20 protein-coding genes are annotated in these 17,528 nt (G+C 42.9%); 10 read left to right on the plus strand and 10 right to left on the minus strand.

Annotated elements, in window-relative coordinates; translation table 11 throughout:
* Positions 1 to 5 precede the first annotated feature (5 nt).
* On the plus strand, positions 6 to 1,361 hold the full coding sequence (locus KXQ82_RS08545; RefSeq protein ID WP_219487763.1) for a Gfo/Idh/MocA family protein: 1,356 nt from the start codon (positions 6 to 8) through the stop codon (positions 1,359 to 1,361).
* 153 nt (positions 1,362 to 1,514) lie between these two features.
* On the plus strand, positions 1,515 to 2,585 hold the full coding sequence (locus KXQ82_RS08550) for a DUF6807 domain-containing protein (RefSeq protein WP_219487764.1): 1,071 nt from the start codon (positions 1,515 to 1,517) through the stop codon (positions 2,583 to 2,585).
* A 123-nt stretch (positions 2,586 to 2,708) separates the two neighbouring features.
* Here the strand turns inward: KXQ82_RS08550 and KXQ82_RS08555 are convergent, their stop codons facing one another.
* Complete coding sequence (locus KXQ82_RS08555; protein ID WP_219487765.1) at positions 2,709 to 3,167, minus strand: cupin domain-containing protein; 459 nt, start codon at positions 3,165 to 3,167, stop codon at positions 2,709 to 2,711.
* A gap of 162 nt (positions 3,168 to 3,329) precedes the next feature.
* Here KXQ82_RS08555 and KXQ82_RS08560 point away from each other — a divergent pair, with 162 nt between their 5' ends.
* From KXQ82_RS08560 to KXQ82_RS08580, 5 genes are all read left to right on the plus strand, one after another.
* Positions 3,330 to 3,608, plus strand: a complete 279-nt coding sequence (locus tag KXQ82_RS08560; RefSeq protein ID WP_219487766.1) for a hypothetical protein — start codon at positions 3,330 to 3,332, stop codon at positions 3,606 to 3,608.
* Between the two features lie 248 nt (positions 3,609 to 3,856).
* Entirely contained in the window at positions 3,857 to 4,981 is a 1,125-nt protein-coding gene (locus KXQ82_RS08565; protein WP_219487767.1) for a CofH family radical SAM protein, read from the plus strand.
* Positions 4,982 to 5,279: 298 nt separating this feature from the next.
* Positions 5,280 to 5,840: an SMC-Scp complex subunit ScpB gene (scpB, locus tag KXQ82_RS08570; RefSeq protein ID WP_219487768.1), complete on the plus strand. Its 561-nt coding sequence runs from the start codon at positions 5,280 to 5,282 to the stop codon at positions 5,838 to 5,840.
* Positions 5,841 to 5,994: 154 nt separating this feature from the next.
* A complete protein-coding gene (locus tag KXQ82_RS08575) occupies positions 5,995 to 6,195 on the plus strand; it encodes a hypothetical protein (protein WP_219487769.1) in 201 nt (66 codons plus the stop codon).
* A 78-nt stretch (positions 6,196 to 6,273) separates the two neighbouring features.
* Entirely contained in the window at positions 6,274 to 7,392 is a 1,119-nt protein-coding gene (locus tag KXQ82_RS08580; protein ID WP_219487770.1) for a GNAT family N-acetyltransferase, read from the plus strand.
* Between the two features lie 41 nt (positions 7,393 to 7,433).
* Here KXQ82_RS08580 and KXQ82_RS08585 read toward each other — a convergent pair whose 3' ends face one another.
* The 8 genes from KXQ82_RS08585 to mce form a co-directional block, all read right to left on the minus strand.
* Positions 7,434 to 7,775 (minus strand): helix-turn-helix domain-containing protein, encoded by a 342-nt coding sequence (locus tag KXQ82_RS08585; RefSeq protein ID WP_219487771.1) that lies wholly within the window; start codon positions 7,773 to 7,775, stop codon positions 7,434 to 7,436.
* An 81-nt stretch (positions 7,776 to 7,856) separates the two neighbouring features.
* Positions 7,857 to 9,224, minus strand: a complete 1,368-nt coding sequence (locus tag KXQ82_RS08590; protein ID WP_219487772.1) for a UDP-N-acetylmuramate--L-alanine ligase — start codon at positions 9,222 to 9,224, stop codon at positions 7,857 to 7,859.
* Between the two features lie 126 nt (positions 9,225 to 9,350).
* Positions 9,351 to 10,187 (minus strand): 50S ribosomal protein L11 methyltransferase, encoded by an 837-nt coding sequence (gene prmA, locus KXQ82_RS08595; RefSeq protein WP_219487773.1) that lies wholly within the window; start codon positions 10,185 to 10,187, stop codon positions 9,351 to 9,353.
* An 18-nt stretch (positions 10,188 to 10,205) separates the two neighbouring features.
* Positions 10,206 to 10,664, minus strand: coding sequence for a hypothetical protein (locus KXQ82_RS08600; RefSeq protein WP_219487774.1), 459 nt, complete (start codon positions 10,662 to 10,664; stop codon positions 10,206 to 10,208).
* Between the two features lie 155 nt (positions 10,665 to 10,819).
* Complete coding sequence (tpiA, locus tag KXQ82_RS08605) at positions 10,820 to 11,584, minus strand: triose-phosphate isomerase (protein WP_219487775.1); 765 nt, start codon at positions 11,582 to 11,584, stop codon at positions 10,820 to 10,822.
* Between the two features lie 24 nt (positions 11,585 to 11,608).
* Positions 11,609 to 12,796, minus strand: coding sequence for a putative sugar nucleotidyl transferase (locus KXQ82_RS08610; RefSeq protein WP_219487776.1), 1,188 nt, complete (start codon positions 12,794 to 12,796; stop codon positions 11,609 to 11,611).
* A gap of 66 nt (positions 12,797 to 12,862) precedes the next feature.
* On the minus strand, positions 12,863 to 13,108 hold the full coding sequence (locus KXQ82_RS08615) for a type B 50S ribosomal protein L31 (protein ID WP_219487777.1): 246 nt from the start codon (positions 13,106 to 13,108) through the stop codon (positions 12,863 to 12,865).
* A 404-nt stretch (positions 13,109 to 13,512) separates the two neighbouring features.
* Positions 13,513 to 13,917 (minus strand): methylmalonyl-CoA epimerase, encoded by a 405-nt coding sequence (gene mce / locus KXQ82_RS08620; protein WP_219487778.1) that lies wholly within the window; start codon positions 13,915 to 13,917, stop codon positions 13,513 to 13,515.
* Between the two features lie 118 nt (positions 13,918 to 14,035).
* Between mce and KXQ82_RS08625 the strand changes: the two genes are divergently transcribed.
* The 3 genes from KXQ82_RS08625 (at position 14,036) to KXQ82_RS08635 (ending at position 16,365) form a co-directional block, all read left to right on the plus strand.
* On the plus strand, positions 14,036 to 15,247 hold the full coding sequence (locus KXQ82_RS08625; protein ID WP_219487779.1) for an IscS subfamily cysteine desulfurase: 1,212 nt from the start codon (positions 14,036 to 14,038) through the stop codon (positions 15,245 to 15,247).
* 183 nt (positions 15,248 to 15,430) lie between these two features.
* Positions 15,431 to 15,844 carry a Fe-S cluster assembly scaffold IscU gene (iscU, locus tag KXQ82_RS08630; protein ID WP_219487780.1) on the plus strand — a complete coding sequence of 138 codons (414 nt, stop codon included), beginning with the start codon at positions 15,431 to 15,433 and terminating at the stop codon, positions 15,842 to 15,844.
* A gap of 194 nt (positions 15,845 to 16,038) precedes the next feature.
* Entirely contained in the window at positions 16,039 to 16,365 is a 327-nt protein-coding gene (locus KXQ82_RS08635) for a HesB/IscA family protein (RefSeq protein WP_219487781.1), read from the plus strand.
* 83 nt (positions 16,366 to 16,448) lie between these two features.
* Here KXQ82_RS08635 and KXQ82_RS08640 read toward each other — a convergent pair whose 3' ends face one another.
* Positions 16,449 to 17,438, minus strand: a complete 990-nt coding sequence (locus tag KXQ82_RS08640; protein ID WP_219487782.1) for a hypothetical protein — start codon at positions 17,436 to 17,438, stop codon at positions 16,449 to 16,451.
* Positions 17,439 to 17,528 lie beyond the last annotated feature (90 nt).

Raw genomic sequence — 17,528 nt, forward strand, 5'->3', positions numbered from 1 at the left:
TCAATATGAGCAATTCGCGTCGTAAATTCATTCAGCAGTCGGCATTGGTAGGCGCCGGTGTTTTGGCAAGCAAGGTTAGCTGGAGCGCCAGCAGTTACAAGCGCATCATTGGCGCAAACGACAGGGTGCGTGTGGGCGTTGTCGGCTTTTCCGACAGGCACCGCAGTTCGCATATCCCGAGCTTTATGAACCATTACAAGGAGCTTAATTTTGAGGTTACCGCCGTGTCCGACATCTGGAAACGTCGCCGCGAAGAAGGCTCCGCTACCTGGAAAGAAAAGATGCAGCACGATGTGATAGCCTGCCGCAATAACGAGGAGATGTATGATAAAAAATTAGTGGATGCCGTGTTTGTAAGCACAGCCGATTTTCAGCATGCCATACACGCTGCCGAAGCCGTTAAAGCAGGTTGCGATGTGTATTGCGAAAAGCCCTTTGCCGAAACCATGGAAGATAACCGCATGGCACTAAAAGTAATTAAAGCGTCAGACAGGATAGTGCAGATAGGCTCGCAACGCCGCAGTGGCAATAACTACCACGCTGCTTATGATTTTATAAACTCAGGCAAGTTTGGACCGATCACCATGGTTGAATTGACCTGGAATGTTAACCAACCCGGCCGCTGGCGCAGGCCCGACCTGCTTGGCCAGTTAAAAGAAGAAGATACCGATTGGAAACGCTTTTTGCTGAACCGTCCGCACGATACCTTCGACCCGAGGAAATACCTGGAGTTCCGCCTGTTTTGGCCATATTCTTCCGGTTTACCGGGCCAATGGATGAGCCACCAGATTGATACCGTGCACTGGTTTAGCGGCATACAGCACCCGCGCAGCGTGGTAGCCAACGGCGGTATTTACCAATGGCACGATGGCCGTAAAAACTGGGATACCATTACCGCTGTATTTGATTACGGCCCGGTGAATGATATGAGCAAAGGCTTCCAGGTTACATTTGGCTCGCGCATGCATAACGGCGATGAAAGCCCCGCGGAAATTTACTACTCCAATGGCGGCGAGCTTAATTTGGTAACTAATAAAGTTTCGCCGAAAGGTGGCCTGACTCAAAAACTGGCAGGCGCAATGGGCATGCAGGCTAATTTATTGCCCGAGCTATCGCTGGCTAATACCGAAAAAGTAGTGGCATCGGCAAATACCGGTGGCGATGTGCTTACATCAAACCACGTACGCAACTGGATGGAATGTGTGCGCAGCCGTAAACAGCCACACGCGCCTGTTGAGGCAGGTTACAGCCACTCAATAGCTACCATTATGGCAAACGCGGCGGTACACACCGGGCAAAAGGTTACATTTGATGAAGCCACGCAGGAAGTAATGGCTGGCGGTAAACCGTTTAAATATTAAGATAAAAAACTAAACCATGTCATTTCGAAACGAGGTACGAGTGAGAAATCTTTACAAAATGAGTGTAGCGCCAATGTATTAGCGTTTATGCCAAATTCGTAAAGATTTCTCCTCGTTATCGCTCGTTCGAAATGACAATTTTTATAAGATATCATGAAATATAAATTTATTACTGCTATCATCCTTTCTGGAGTAGCTTTATCTGCCACAGCGCAAAAAGCTCAATTGGTAACGGTTACCCGTGTACCTAACCAAAACAAGGTTGATATTCTTGTAGCTGGCAAACCCTTCACCAGCTTTTTGTATCCCGATAGCTTAGAAAAGCCCGTACTGTACCCTGTACACGCGGCCAATGGCACTGTGGTAACCCGCGGTTTTCCGCTTGACCCTAAGCCGCTCGACCCGATTGATCACCCGCACCATATCGGTATCTGGTTTAATTATGAGAACGTGAACGGCCTTGATTTTTGGAATAATAGCTATGCTATTAAACCGGATAAAAAAAGCCAGTACGGCTGGATAAAAACTGATAAAATATTAGGTATCACCAGCGGTAAAAAAGGTACCCTGACCTATCATGCCACATGGACCAACCAAAAAAATGAGATACTATTACATGAGCGTACCCGGTTTACGTTTAGCGGCACGGCTAACCAACGTATTCTTGACCGCGTAACCGTGCTTACAGCAAATACTGATGTTAAGTTCAATGATTCGAAAGATGGATTACTTGGCATGCGTTTAGCGCACGAATTGCAGATACCAACCAAAGAGCCGCAAAAATTTACCGATAATAAAGGCAATGTAACTATTGTAGCCGGTGGCAGCGATAATATCCCTACGGGCACCTACCTCACCAGCGAAGGCAAGCAAGGCGATGCTGCATGGAGTACACGTGGTAAATGGTGCAAGGTTTATGGTAAAATGGGCGATGATTCGATCAGCATCGCAATCATTGATCATCCTAAAAATGTAAACTACCCTACCTTTTGGCATGCACGCGGGTATGGTTTATTTGCAGCCAACCCACTGGGAGAAAAGGCGCTGACCAAAGCTAAAACTACTACTGATGTGCATTTGACCAAGGGGCAGTCGGTAACATTCAGGTACAGGGTTGTGGTGCAGAATGGAGCCACTACCATCACACCTAAAGAAACAAACGTATTGGCTGAAGAGTTTGCCATGGCGCAACCTGGTGCTGTGGTGGTTAAAAAGAAGAAGTAAAACAAGTGCCCCACCCAATTCGTCTTTGCGGGGCACGAAGCAATCTTCGATAGATATGTAAGCTACGTGCATAAAACGAATAAATAGTTTAGGATTGCTTCGTTCCTCGCAATGACGTGATCTTTATTTGGCCACAGGTACGGGCGTCAAATCCGTCTTCCACTTTATCGCGTGATAAATCGCCACATCTTTACCCACATTCTTAATATTATGCAGGTCGTTTGATGATTGAAAGATCACCGATCCGGGGCCGCAGCGTTTCAACTCGCCGTTAACCAATACTTCAACAGTTCCTTGTCGCAGTACGGTAAGTTCTTCTTCGGGGTGCTGGTGCGGCGGGTGGGCTATCTCGCCGGGGTTAAGACTGCTTTCATGTATCTCCAGGTTTTGCAGTGTTTTGGTGGGATTATCGCAAAACTGGCGCTTCTCTCCCACCTTGGTTGGTGTGGATTTTATTGCACTATAATCAAACACTGTGGAGGGTAATTGGGGCGCGGCGTTCCGGTGTGCAATAATTACTATCGGGATACACATCAATAAAACGGTGGAGGCTACAAGCCCAATTTCACGTTTGGTTAACATATTGCTAATATTTAGGTGGTTATAAACTGTTGGTTTGTCAAATTTAAATTATTTGATGATATTTTAATACTGAAGCAACATTAAAGCCCTATACTCGTGCAATATGGCATCCGATTTGTATTACAAAGCGTATATCAACGAAAAACATTAACACAACGTATCATGACAATTTTTTTATCTACCAATATCGGCGACGGCAAACAAAGCCTGTTTTTTCAAAAACTTAACGAAGTTGAACAAAGACATATTGACTGGTTTAAAAAACGCCCTGCTATTTTTGATTCGCAGGAATATGATTCTATCCAAAACCACACCTTTAGCGAAGAAGATGGCGAGGCTGTCCGTTTCAACTTCTGGAAATACTCTGAATTACCTGAGGATATCAAAACCGAGTGCCTGGTAGCTTTTGAACAGGTTTATGGCTATAAGGCGTCGGCGTAGTTGGTTAATTAGTTCAATCGTTCATTAGTTGATTGGTGATTAGTCAAGGTAGTTAAGTATCTTGGTGTATAAATGATTGTTTTAAATGAGCTGGGCGTTACCCTGCGGCCCGCGCTATCCGTTACAAGTCCTCAGTGCTGATAGAAGCGCTTCCGGGCTTTCCACTGCTATCGCTAACGCGGGTGTCTTTGTAAACTTTTGACTTTTAACTTATAACTTTTAACTCAACTACTCCGTATCTTTACGGCATGAATACTGCCGACCTGTTACAGCGCGCCCTCAACTTCGAGTTTTTGAGTATTGAAGAAGGTTTGTTTTTATACGAGCATGCATCAACCCCCGAGTTAATGTATGTAGCCAACGAACTGCGTAAGATACAGGTGCCGCATGGCAAGGTTACCTGGCAGATAGACCGTAATGTGAATACCACTAACGTTTGTATTGCCAATTGCAAGTTCTGTAATTTCTTTCGCCGCCCGGGGCACGAGGATAGCTACATTACCGATATTGATACTTACAAACAAAAGATAGAAGAAACTTTCCGCTATGGTGGCGACCAGCTGCTGCTGCAGGGTGGCCACCACCCCGACCTGGGTTTAAAGTTTTATACCGACCTCTTCAAACAACTCAAAGACCTGTACCCTACCCTTAAACTACACTCGCTTGGCCCGCCCGAGATAGCCCACGTAGCTAAATTGGAAAACATGAGCCATATTGACGTGCTGAGGGCCATGAAAGAGTCGGGATTAGATTCGTTACCCGGCGCAGGTGCCGAGATACTGAACGACCGTGTACGCCGCCTGATATCAAAAGGTAAATGCGGCGGTAAAGAGTGGCTGGATGTAATGCGCGCGGCGCACCAGTTAAACCTTCCAACATCTGCAACGATGATGTTTGGGCACGTGGAAACATTGTACGAACGTTTTGAGCATTTAGTGTGGATACGCGAAGTGCAAGCCGAAAAACCCAAAGGGCATTATGGCTTTGTGGCCTTTATACCATGGCCCTTCCAGGATGATGGTACGTTGTTGCGTAAGGTTCGTGGCATTACCAATAATGTAAGTGGCGATGAGTATATCCGCATGATAGCCTTAAGCCGTATTATGCTCCCTAATATCAAAAATATACAGGCATCATGGTTAACTGTGGGTAAAGCCGTAGCTCAAATATGTTTACATGCAGGCGCCAATGATTTTGGTTCGATCATGATCGAGGAGAACGTGGTATCGGCAGCGGGTGCACCTCACCGTTTTACCGCGAAAGGCATCCAGGATTCTATCCGCGAAGCGGGCTTTGAGCCACAAATGCGTACACAGAAATATGAGTGGCGCGAGATACCTGCACAAATCGAGGAACAGGTTATTAATTATTAAGCATAAAAAAGGGCCGGTTACTCTCGCAGCTTCCGGACCCTACATCTACCTATGAAAAACAGTCCTCAAAAAGATTCGAGGACGCTAAGCCTTATTCAAAGCACGTGCCAACGGAACAAAGTGGCTGTAAGCGGCATCCTTTAGTTAAACTAAATTTATCACACCAAAAATTGAGGAAATAATTACAGGCTGTCGAGGTATATTTTACCCATAGTTTACATACTGTTCCACAGCATTTATTTGCTACAGCAAGCTATTGAAGCATTGGGTAAAAAAATTATATTTGTGATTGAGCAACATGGAAAACCCCGAACTATATATCGAAGCGCTGATATTCGCATCAGAGAACAGCATCAGGCTGGAAGAGATCACCTATTGCCTCCAATTAAGCTTCGACCAGGATTTTAGTGAAGATGATATAAGGGCCGCTATCCAAAACATCAAACAAAAATATGATGCACCGGGCTTTGCCATGCATTTGGTACACATTAGCAATGGCTACCAGTTTTTAACCAAACCTGATTACCATAACGTGATCAAACAATTGCAGATACAGCGCTCCAAAAAGAAACTGAGCCAGGCTGCTTTGGAAACCCTCGCTATTATAGCTTACCAACAACCCGTAACCAAACTGGATGTAGAACAGATACGCGGTGTAAACTGTGATTACTCGGTACAAAAGCTGCTGGAAAAAGAGTTAATTGTGATAGCAGGTAAGGCCGAAAGCGTTGGAAAACCCATTCTATATGCTACCAGTCCATTTTTTATGGATTATTTTGGCATTAACAACATTAACCAATTACCTCAATTAAAAGAACTTACCTCAGCAGAATCAGCCGTGGGTGAACAGCAGGAATAATTTTAAAAATACCTGTTTTATAAAAAACCGATTTTCGTTATTTTTGGATGAACAGAGCAGGGATAAAAAAATTATCTCAAAAAACTCTTTGTTATTAATTTCTTAGTAAATTTAAATTAGAGAAACAGGATCAATAAACGCTAATCTATTTTCGATGGAAACTCCAAGGAAACCGGTAAAAAAGAAGAGTGCGGCTACTAAGCCTGGGGCGGTAAAAAAATCAGCTCCATCAGCTGCAGCGAAACCCAAAAGCAAGTTTTTGGACGACGATGATGATGACGAATTTGATGCTCCTATTGATGACCTGGGTTCTTTTGACCACCTGGATGGCCTGGAAGATGATGATGATTATTAACTAAACAATTTCTTTTTTATATACGTTATTACATAAGCATCCGGCTTAGCCGGGTGCTTTTTTCATAAACAGACCCGCATGACCGTTAGCGAAGTAAAAAGTAAAACCGATAAAAAAGCATTCCTGGATGTAGCCCGTGAGCTCTATAAAAATGATGATGTATGGGTTTGCCCGCTCGATAATGATATTGAGGCCGTGTTTGACCCGGCTAAAAACAGTTTCCACAAACACGGGCAAATTACCCGTTGGGTATTGCGCGATGATAGCGGCAAGATGGCAGGCCGTGTAGCCGCTTTTATCAACGATGAAAAGGCTTATAAGACAGAAGTCCCCACGGGCGGCATGGGCTTTTTTGAATGTATTAATGATGAAAAAGCAGCTTTTTTATTATTTGATACGGCTAAAGCATGGTTGCAGGCCAAAGGTATGGAAGCCATGGACGGCCCCATAAACTTTGGTGAAAACGATAAATTCTGGGGCTTGCTGGTTGAGGGTTTTACACACCCGAGTTACGGCATGAACTATAATCCACCATACTATAAGGCTTTTTTTGATAACTATGGCTTTAAAACCGAGTATCAGCAAATAACCAACCACCTGCAGGTATACAACCCCTTCCCCGAAAGGTTTACCAAAATTGCGGAATGGGTAGCCAAAAAGCCGGGCTATGAGTTTAAGCACCTGGAGGCTAAAAAGATAGCGCAGTTTGCCGAAGACTTTATGGAGATCTACAACGATGCCTGGAAAGACTTTGAAAACTTTGTCCCTATTACCCGCGACGTAATAATGGAGAGCTTTAAACAAATGCAAACCATTATGGACGAGAACCTGATATGGTTTGCGTATGTGAATGGCGAGCCGGCCTCATTCGTTATTATTTTGCCCGATGCCAACCAAATGATAAAACCGCTTAAGGGCAAGCTTGACCTGATAGGCAAGCTTAAATTTTTATATTATCGTTGGAAAGGCGTATCGCGCATGAGGGCCATTGTAATGGGAACGAAAGAGAAGTTTCAAAAACACGGGCTGGAATCGGCAATGTTTATTAAGCTGAAAGAATATACCTATCCCCTGAATCAATATTTTGAGCTCGAGCTATCATGGGTTGGTGATTTTAATGATAAGATGCTGGCCATACACGAAGCTACCGGGGCAACCTTCGGTAAGAAGCACTTAACGATGCGAAAGGTATTTTGAACAAAAAAGCGATGGATTTAATACCCATCGCTTTTTATATATTATGCAGTAACTTTATTTAAACGCAGTTCTTCGTAAAGTTCTATCACCTTTTTTTGCAGGTCTATCACTTCCGTTTCGCGGTCGCTTAATTTTTTGATTACGGTATCCAGTTCAGAGTTGTACTTGTTTTCCTGTTCAAGATCATTGAAAGTGAGCAATTGCACGACAGACATTTCGAACAAGATTGATATTTGCTCCAGGCGCGATAAATTGATATCGGTAATGCCTGTTTCAATTTTAGAAAAAGCCGGAATTGAAATGTCTAAACGTTTTGCAACATCTTCCTGGCTCCATCCCCTTTGGTGGCGGAGAAGCCTGATTTTTTTACCAAGTGTTTTCATGCATATAATTAATTAAGGATTAGGGTCTTGCTACTGGCTTATAAAGTTAGGATATTTTTTTAATTAAAAAGCGTGTATTTTTTAAGTCTTTTGTAATAATTTTTCCGTTAGCTTCCCCAAATCAATCCCGCCAAAGTTACCTGAGCTCATTAAAAGCAGGTTTGCGTTGCTAATATCAATATTTTCAAGGTATTTTAATAATTCGGCTGATTGATTGAACATAATCATATCGCTTCTCAAAAATGCTTGCTTTACCGTTTCGGCCGGGTATGGTTCCATCTTCTTTTGCTCAAAAGTATGCTTATCAATAAATACGATAGCGTCATCGGCAATATCCATGGTACCTGCATACTCGCTTAAAAAATCTTTATTCAGGCTGCTGAAGGTGTGCAGCTCTATGAGTGCGATCAGTTTCCTGCCCGGAAATTGTGTTTTTACAGCATGTATGGTAGCCGTTAGCTTTGATGGCGAATGGGCAAAATCTTTGTAAATGTTACCTGTTGGGGTATGTGCCAATACCTCCAGTCTGCGTGCAGCACCTTTAAACGTGCTGATGGCTTTATAAAAAGCATTAGTCTCAACACCTAACTGCTCGCAAATTAAACGGGCGGCTTCGGCATTCATCAGGTTATGGTCGCCGAAGATCTGTAATGGGTATTTAGTTCCATCGGCAGCTATCAGGCTGGTTACGCCGTGATCAATTTCATGCAACGGTAAATTATAGGGGATTTTTTTAATGTCGCCAATTTTTTGCTCCACTACTCTTTTCAATACTTTATCTGCCGCGCAATACGCTACGGTGCCACCGGGTTGTATGGTATCTAAAAATATGCTGAACTGTTGTGTATACCCCTCAAATGTTGGGAATACGTTGATATGATCCCAGGCTATACCACTTAATACCGCGATGTTGGCTTTATATAAATGAAATTTAGGGCGTCTGTCAATCGGCGAAGCCAGGTACTCATCCCCTTCAATAACAATAACAGGGGCTTCGGCGGTAAGCTTAACCATTGTATCAAAACCCTCAAGCTGAGCGCCTACCATGTAATCAAAATCTAGACCGGCGGCTTTTAAAACATGCAATATCATGCTGGTAATGGTTGTTTTACCATGGCTGCCGCCTATAACCACACGTATTTTATCTTTACTTTGCTCATAAATATATTCGGGGTACGAGTATATTTTGAGGCCAAGTTGCTGCGCTTTTAATAATTCGGGATTATCTATGCGGGCATGCATACCCAAAATGATGGCATCAATATCCGTGGTTACCTTTTCGGGATACCAGCCGTTTTGCCGGGGTAAGATACCGTGTTTTGACAGGCGCGATACAGAAGGCTCAAACAACACATCATCAGAGCCACTTACCGCGAACCCTTTTTTGTGCAGCGCAATAGCGAGGTTATGCATTGCGCTCCCGCCGATAGCTATAAAATGTACCCTCATTTAAGTTTATTAGCTTTTAAGCAAATATTGAAGTACAAATAAACAAAATTGCCTTGTAAATTAGTTATAAGATGTAACTATTGTTTTGAACATTGAAAAATGTGGAAAACTATAGGCAACAGCCTGTTACTTTACAAACTTTGTGGCAACCCAATCCTTGTCTTTTTTGTGCGCAACATACTTAAGGCCATATTTAGCAGCTTCAGTGGTAATAATGTCAAGATCAGGCGACTCATAAAATCCGCTGAAATAGATCTCGCCGCCGGGTTTCAATACCCGTGCATAGCAATCCATCTGGTCAATTAATATATTGCGGTTAATATTGGCCAGTATAATATCATATTTATCAGCAGGTATGGCTTCTTTTGAGCCACAAAGGGGTATAATATTGGTAATATTGTTCAGTTCTGAATTTTCGATGGTGCTATCGTAGCATACATCATCATAATCAATAGCCGTAGCCTGCTTCGCTCCCATTTTTAATGCGAGGATAGCTAGAATGCCTGTACCACAGCCCATATCCAGTACATTCTTTCCGGTAAAATCAGTTTCGAGCATCCATTGCATTACCATGGCTGTGGTTTGATGATGCCCTGTGCCAAATGCCATTTTAGGATCTATCACGATCTCGTATTCAAACTCCGGCTTTGGTTGGTGAAAGGTTGCACGGACGTAGATCTTATCCAAAACCTTAATCGGTTCAAAATTACTTTCCCATACCTCGTTCCAGTTTTTTTGTGGGATGAGCGCTGGCTTGTACGAGAATCTGAACATTGCCGCGTAAGGCTCCAGTACTTCATCCAAAGCCTCGAGGAAGAAACCATCTTCGGGGATGTAAGCTTTAAAGCCGCCTTCCGTTTCTTCAAAGGTATCAAAGCCAAACTCAGCCAAAGCGTTAATGAGCAGGTCTTGCTGGTAATCTTCGGTGGTTTGGAGGCTGAATTGGAGTTCGTAATAGTTCATTTTGTATAGTAGTAAGTATCAGGTATCAAGGCCTTCTTTGGGTGGTTCTGCTTTTTGGATGGCGCTTAGCAATGTCAGTACGGTTATATCTATCAGCCAGAATGCCAGTTGGATGATGGTAATGGTAAATATTGAATTTTGCAGCCCGACAGCACCGGTAGCTTCATCCCAAATGGCATAACTAATGCCTGCAGCTATAACGATGCAAAATAATATGAGCAAGCTAAATAATATAACTTTGCGTACCCAATCCCCGGCAAGGGCCTTGTTCCACAACGGTACAATAATGAGGTATTGCATAATAACCGCGATAATAAACAGTACAGGCATCATGTGGCGGTAATAAAAAATGAGGCTGTGCAGTAAATTACCATCGCCGCCATCAACATCGCGGTATTGCTTCGCGATAAGCGAAAACACCAGCATAGGGATGAATGACGGCAGAAGTATTTTCAGTAATTTAATGAACGCTTTCATTTAATTCGTGTCAGTTTCTTGATGGTGACAACACCAGCAAGGGCGATTTTGTTATTAACCGTTATTGTGAGGTACGAAGCAGTCCTAAACTATGCATCTTGCAAACTGTTCTATCGAAGATTGCTTCGTGCCTCGCAATGACGTGGTGTTTAAGCTTAATTAAACGCCTTTAAAATATCCACAAAATCGCGTGCTTTTAGCGATGCGCCGCCGATGAGGCCACCATCGATATCATGTTTAGCGAATAATTCGTGGGCGTTTTTAGGGTTACAACTGCCACCGTACAATATGGTGATGCCATCGGCAACAGCCTTACCGTATTTAGCTGCTATTTCTTTGCGGATAAAGGCGTGGATCTCTTGTGCCTGATCTGCGCTGGCAGTTACGCCCGTACCTATTGCCCAAACCGGCTCGTATGCCAAAATAAGTTTGCTAAAATCGGCCGCAGACAGGTGGAACACAGATTCAACCAGCTGCTTTTTTATTACATCAAAATGCTTGTGGCTTTCGCGCTCTTTCAGCGTTTCGCCTATGCAATATATGGGGGTAAGATGGTGAGCCAAAGCGATATCTACTTTTTTGGTTAGTAGGGCGCCATCTTCGGCAAAATACTGGCGTCGCTCCGAATGGCCCAGTATAACATACTCTGCACCAACCGAGTGAATCATTTTAGCTGATATTTCGCCGGTAAAAGCTCCAGCTTCTGCATGGTGAGCATTTTGTGCACCTACAGATACTTTCTCCGTATCTATAACCAGGTTGGCTAATGCATGTAAATGAATATACGGACTGCATATAATGGCCTCTTGCTTGCCTGTAACTTCTTGTTTAATTAAGGTTACAATTTCGTTAAAAAGGTTTAGTCCCTCGAAATAATCAAGATTCATTTTCCAGTTTCCGGCTACAATTTTTGTTCTCATGATGGGTAAGGTTTAAGGTAGATGTTAAAATCGTCTGTATAGTTTTGTTAATTCAAATACGGTTTGGAGGATGGCTTTTTCGTTAGCATCAAACTCGCGGCCTTCGCGGCGGTCGTACACGCGCTGGGCTGTTTCCATCATTTTATCAAGCTGGTACAATTCCATGTGGTTTTTGCCCCCCCAGCCAAAATCGGGGATAAAATTGGGCGGGTACCCGCCACCAAAAACATTGGCCCCCACGCCTACCACTGTACCGGTATTAAACATGGTATTGATGCCGCATTTGGCATGATCGGCCATGATGAGGCCACAAAACTGCAGGCCCGTTTTACGAAAATGCTGCGTGGCGTAATCCCACAGCTTTACTTCGGTATAATTGTTCTTCAGGTTGGAGTTATTGGTATCGGCCCCTATGTTGCACCACTCGCCAAGTACGGAGTTACCTAAGTAACCTTCGTGCCCTTTTGATGAGTATCCCCACAGCACGGCATTGTTTACCTCGCCGCCAACACGACAAAACGGACCAATGGTAGTACCGCTGTATATTTTAGATCCCATTTTCACCTGCGAATTATCGCAGAGCGCAAATGAGCCGCGAATAGCGCTGGCTTCCCATACCTGCGAGTTTTTGCCCAGGTATATGGGGCCAATGGTGGTATTAAATATAGAGCAATCTGCCGTGGCGCCTTCTTCCACAAAAATATCATCGCCCATGATGGTATTGGTGCTGCTGATACCGGCACTGCTGCGGCCTTTGGTTACGAGGGTAAAATCCTTACGGATCTCAGCCGGGTTATGTTTAAAAATATCTTCGGGGTATTTAATCGATATAAAATTACCGCTGTAATTTACCGGTTTATAGTCCGACAGGTTATTCGCGTCAAAGCTTTTGGCATCTGTTCCGTTTAGTTTTACGGCAATGAATAGGCCATCTTTTATCAAAGCTTCGTTACCATGCAGTTTTTCGATAGCCTCCAGCAGATCATCATCCGGGCAAACCGAACCATTGATAAACAGGTTGCGCTCTTCGATATGAATAGGAAACTTGCCTTGTAAATAAGCTTGTGTGTGGAACGAATGACTTAAACTTAACCGCTTGGTCCATTTTTCGGCAATGGTAAGTATGCCTATGCGCATATCGGCTACAGGACGGGTAAAACTAAGCGGCTGTAAGGTTTGGTGCGCGTTATCGTCGAAAAGGATGATTGCCATGGCGCAAAAATAAAAAAAGTCCCGACTGGTAAGCCGGGACTTTGAAATATTATTTTGTACAGCCGCTTAGCGGTTGTAACGGTTTTTGAATTTATCGATACGGCCGGCAGTATCTACCAGTTTCATCTTACCTGTATAGAACGGGTGCGAAGTGTGCGAAATCTCTAATTTTATCAATGGATATTCGTTACCATCTTCCCATTTAATGGATTCTTTGGTTTCGATACAAGATTTAGTTACAAAAGCGTAATCGTTTGATAAGTCTTTAAATACAACTAATCTATAATTTTTTGGATGCAGGTCTTTCTTCATTGTCTTAATCTTTCCTTTCAAAAGAGGCGCAAATATAGTGTTTTGTTTTACAAGTGTAAAGTAAAAGTGTAAAATATTTTACACCATGTAAAATGGAAGATTAAAAAAGGAAGATGTGGTTGTTTTATGCTGCGTTCTCTGTGGTTTTCTCTCAGTGCACTTCGTGGTTAAAATTGGTCTGTTATATTTCTTAACCACAGAGTTAACAGAGGTTCCACAGAGAGCACAGAAAAAACAGCATTATTAACTCAAGAACGATTTGGGAGTTGCCTGCGGCCCGGGCTATCCGTTGCAAGTCCTCATTCGGCTGATAGAAGCCTCATTCCGGGCTTTCCACTGCTATCCCTAACTCGGCATCGGGATAATAATAAATCCGAAATCGAACATCCGAAATCTGAAATTATCTACTCATTAACACTCTGACAGAGTTCAATCAACACCCCATTCGTCCCCTTCGGGTGTACAAAGCAAACCAGTTTATTGTCGGCACCGCGCTTGGGTTCCTCATTCAATAAAATAAAACCTTCAGCTTTGAGGCGGGCCATTTCGGCATGGATATCGATTACGTCGAAAGCGATGTGGTGGATACCCTCGCCCTTTTTTTCAATAAATTTAGCAATGGCGCTATCGGCCGATGTGGCTTCGAGCAGTTCAATTTTATTGGGGCCCGTTTGCAAAAAAGCCGTTGTTACATGCTCGCTGGCCACACTTTCAGTTTTATAAACTTTGGTTTTCAGCAGCGCCTCGTAAATGGTGGTAGCGGCGGTTATGTCTTTTACGGCAATGCCTATGTGCTCTATCTTATTCATCACCCAAATATTGCAAATTAATGACTACCCTGATCACATTTCTGGCTTGTTTATAACAATTTTAAATAAAAGTATTCTGTATATTTGCAGTGTTATTTATAATAATGCTTAAAAAGCTATGAATCTTCCAATATATTTAGACAATAATGCCACTACACCCATGGATCCAAGGGTGCTTGAAGCAATGCTGCCTTACTTTACCAATAAGTTTGGTAATGCTGCAAGCCGTAACCACCCTTTTGGCTGGGTAGCCGAAGAAGCTGTTGATTATGCCCGTGAGCAGGTTGCCAAACTGATTGGCGCCAACGAAAAAGAGATCATCTTCACATCAGGCGCTACCGAAAGTGATAACTTAGGTATTAAAGGCGTTTTTGAAATGTATAAAGAAAAAGGTAATCATATCATTACCTGTACTACCGAACATAAGGCTGTTTTAGATACCTGCAAGCACCTCGAAAAACAAGGCGCGCGTGTTACTTATTTGCCTGTACAAAGCGATGGTTTATTAGACCTTGCCCTGTTAGAGCAACACATGACCAACGAAACCATTTTGGTTTGTATTATGTATGGCAATAACGAAATAGGCGTTATTCAGCCGGTTAAAGAAATTGCTGCTATAGCCCATAAATTTGGCGCTTTGTTTATGACAGACGCTACTCAGGCCGTTGGTAAAATACCTGTTGACGTTATTAAAGACGGCATTGATATTTTAGCAATGAGCGCTCACAAAATGTACGGCCCTAAAGGTATTGGCGCGTTATACGTTCGCCGTAAAAACCCAAGGGTTAAAGTTACCGCCCAGATGGACGGTGGCGGCCATGAACGCGGTATGCGCTCGGGTACGTTAAATGTACCGGGCATTGTTGGTTTAGGCAAAGCCTGCGAATTGTGTTTACAGGATATGGAAGCCGATACCATCCGTTTATCTGCTTTGCGCGATAAATTAGAAGCTGCGCTTACCGTAATGGAAGAAAGCTATGTAAACGGTAACGTAAACCACCGTTTGCCGCATGTAGCCAATATATCATTCAAATATGTTGAGGGCGAAGGTTTGATGATGGCGATGAAAGACTTGGCCGTATCATCGGGCTCGGCTTGTACTTCGGCATCTTTGGAGCCATCGTACGTACTGAAAAGCTTAGGCTTATCGGATGACCTGGCACACTCTTCTATCCGTTTTGGCCTTGGTCGTTTTACTACCGAAGAGGAAGTTGACTACGCCGTTAAAGTAACTATGGACGCGGTTAACCACCTGCGCGAACTAAGCCCGCTATGGGAAATGTTTAAAGAAGGCATTGACCTGGATTCGATAGAGTGGGCAGAACATTAAGATATTTCGGATGTTCAATTTCGAATTTATTTTTGAATGTCCGATTTAATAAAAAGAATAAAATAGTTAAAGAGTTAATAACTTAGTAACTTAATAACAAAAAACTTAAAGCAAACCTGGAATAGAAAATTCGATATTCAAAATCCGAAATCGAAAATTCGAAATCCGAAATAAAAAAAAATCATGGCTTATTCAGATAAAGTAATTGATCATTATACCCACCCGCGCAACGTTGGTACTTTAGATAAAAGTAAAAACACTGTGGGTACCGGCCTTGTTGGCGCACCTGAGTGCGGCGACGTAATGCGCCTGCAAATTGAAGTGAATGCCGATAACGTGATAACCGATGCTAAGTTTAAAACTTTTGGCTGCGGTAGCGCTATCGCATCATCATCATTAGCTACCGAATGGCTAAAAGGCAAAAGCATTGACGATGCCATGAAGATTGACAACATGGATATTGTTGAAGAATTAGCTTTACCACCGGTAAAAATCCACTGCTCGGTATTAGCAGAGGACGCTATCAAAGCCGCCATAAACGATTACCGTGTTAAAAACGGTATGGAAGCTTTAGTAAGCGAGAAAGCGCACCACTAAAAAGCAGAAGCAAGAATCGAGAGTCAAGATGCAAGACATTATTTTGCATACTTAACTCTTGATTCTTGACTTAATAAATAAACAGGAGGTAGTTTCTGTATTTTTTTAAACTATCTCTTTAAAATTAGTCTTAATAAAGAGCGGTATTGTGTCAGTCTTGATTCTTGCCTCTCACATCTTGATTCTAAACGAAAATGGTAACTATAACCGATAAAGCAAAAAACAAGATAGGCCACCTGATGCAGGATGCGGAGATGGATAGTTCGTATTTTTTGCGGGTATCTGTACAGGGCGGCGGCTGTTCGGGGCTGTCCTATAATCTTGATTTTGATAACGAAGAAAAAAAGGGCGACCAGTTCTTCGAAGATAATGGTGTTAAAATTTGCCTGGACATGAAATCGTTTTTATACCTGGCGGGTACCGAGCTTGATTTTAGCGACGGACTTAACGGCAAGGGCTTTAACTTTCATAACCCTAATGCTACGCGTACTTGTGGTTGCGGTGAAAGTTTTTCGGTATAAGTTTTACAAGTGTTTTAAATAGGTAAGCAGGGCATCAAGTAATTGGTGCCCTGTTTGCGTTTACGGGCAGATTAAACCTGTAATTATTTCAACTTATACACCATATCAAACGAAAATGGATTGGTATTACCTGTAGGACGCTCATTATAGGCCGAAAAGATGATGAGCTTATTATCATGATCAATACCGGGGAGGGCTTGCCCTATGGCTTTTTTTACACCTTCAAACTCCTGCTTCAGGGCAACAGTATCTCGTACATCAACCTTAGTTACATATTTTACCGTAGGGACATATCCTCCACCCTTTTGCGTTTGTGTCATAATACGGAATATCTGCGGTTTTGATGGGATAGGTATCAATATCGGAAACTTGAACTTCTGGTATGCTTCGGCCGATACCAGGCTGTAATAATCGCCAATCTGTTTCTCGTTGGGATATTCCCATATTTGCGATGGGCGCAGGCATTTGGTAGCCAGTTCCATATTGTTCACGGCATTTACCAGGTAACCTTTTTTATACTGCTCGTTAGCAAAAGCCAGCAACTCGGGCGCATTTTTGCCGTTAATACTGTAATGGCCAATATCAAGGCTGGTTATCTTCCAGCCATAATCCAGCTTGCTATAGGCAACGTTAAGCAACCATTTATCATCGCCGTTTTCAAGCAGCATTAATGATAGGTAGCTTTCGCTGGTTACGGAGTGGTAACCCAATTTATAGGCCTTATTGGCGGGTTTGATCTCATCGTTATGGCCCGGGTTGGTGTTGTGTATATAGTATTCGTCCAGCAGGGTATATTTACCGCTTTTGGTGTTGTTGCCAATCTGGTCGGCTGTTCTTTTATAGTCATTATTTTCGAGCATTTCTTTAGCCATCAATGCTTCTATGTCCTGTAGTTTACCATCTTTGGCGGCAGCAAAAAGCTGATCGTCCAACTGGTGTATCTTATCACGTGTACTGCTGTTTATCTTGTCGTTTTGATAGATGCCCGGCGGCTGGCTGCTTTCGCATCCCGGCAAGGTAAATATAAGGGTTAACAAGGTAAGCAATTGAAACAAGGGAGTTCTCAGGTTCATGAGCTAATGGTTTTTAGTTAATCAAATATGTATATATTTTTGTTATTTTGGCATAATGGCTACTACAATTTTCAAACATAATTATAAACA

Source organism: Mucilaginibacter rivuli (assembly GCF_019391655.1).
Lineage (GTDB): Bacteria > Bacteroidota > Bacteroidia > Sphingobacteriales > Sphingobacteriaceae > Mucilaginibacter > Mucilaginibacter rivuli.